This window comes from Clostridium sp. CCUG 7971, assembly GCF_017590215.1.
In the GTDB taxonomy this organism is placed as follows: domain Bacteria; phylum Bacillota; class Clostridia; order Peptostreptococcales; family Peptostreptococcaceae; genus Faecalimicrobium.
Genome location: NZ_JAFFPK010000147.1, coordinates 1 through 652 on the forward strand (window position 1 = coordinate 1; position 652 = coordinate 652).

2 rRNA genes are annotated in these 652 nt (G+C 39.1%); both read left to right on the plus strand.

The annotated features are described in order from the left end of the window. Positions 1–338 (plus strand): 23S ribosomal RNA (locus JWF52_RS16550); the annotation flags it as partial. A gap of 86 nt (positions 339–424) precedes the next feature. After that, positions 425–541: ribosomal RNA gene (gene rrf, locus JWF52_RS16555) — 5S ribosomal RNA — on the plus strand. The last annotated feature ends 111 nt before the right edge of the window (positions 542–652 follow it).

Here is a 652-nt window from a genome sequence, read left to right on the forward strand (position 1 = left end):
CCCATTAAAGTGGTACGCGAGCTGGGTTCAGAACGTCGTGAGACAGTTCGGTCCCTATCCGTCGCAGGCGTAGGAAATTTGAGGAGACCTGTCCTTAGTACGAGAGGACCGGGATGGACGTACCTCTGGTGTACCAGTTGTTCTGCCAAGGGCATGGCTGGGTAGCTATGTACGGAATGGATAAGCGCTGAAAGCATCTAAGCGCGAAGCCAACTTCAAGATAAGATTTCCCACCGTAAGGGTAAGACCCCAGGAAGACTACCTGGTTGATAGGTCGAAGGTGTAAGTGCAGTAATGTATTTAGCTTATCGATACTAATAGGTCGAGGACTTGACCAATTAAAATGATTAATTCAATAAATGTTTGTAGTTTTCAGAGTATTAACTTTGAAAAACTTAATAGAAATATTAAGCATAAGAGATTATGTGGTTACAATAGCAAAGAGGATACACCTGTTCCCATTCCGAACACAGAAGTTAAGCTCTTTAGCGCTGATGGTACTTGGTGGGCAACTGCCTGGGAGAGTAAGACGTAGCCACGTAATCTTTTTTTATATTCAAAAAGATATTCAAATTTTGGATACCTTTTTATAATTAATACATATAAAAATAAAAATTGGAAATTCTATATAAAAATAAGAATAATATTATAA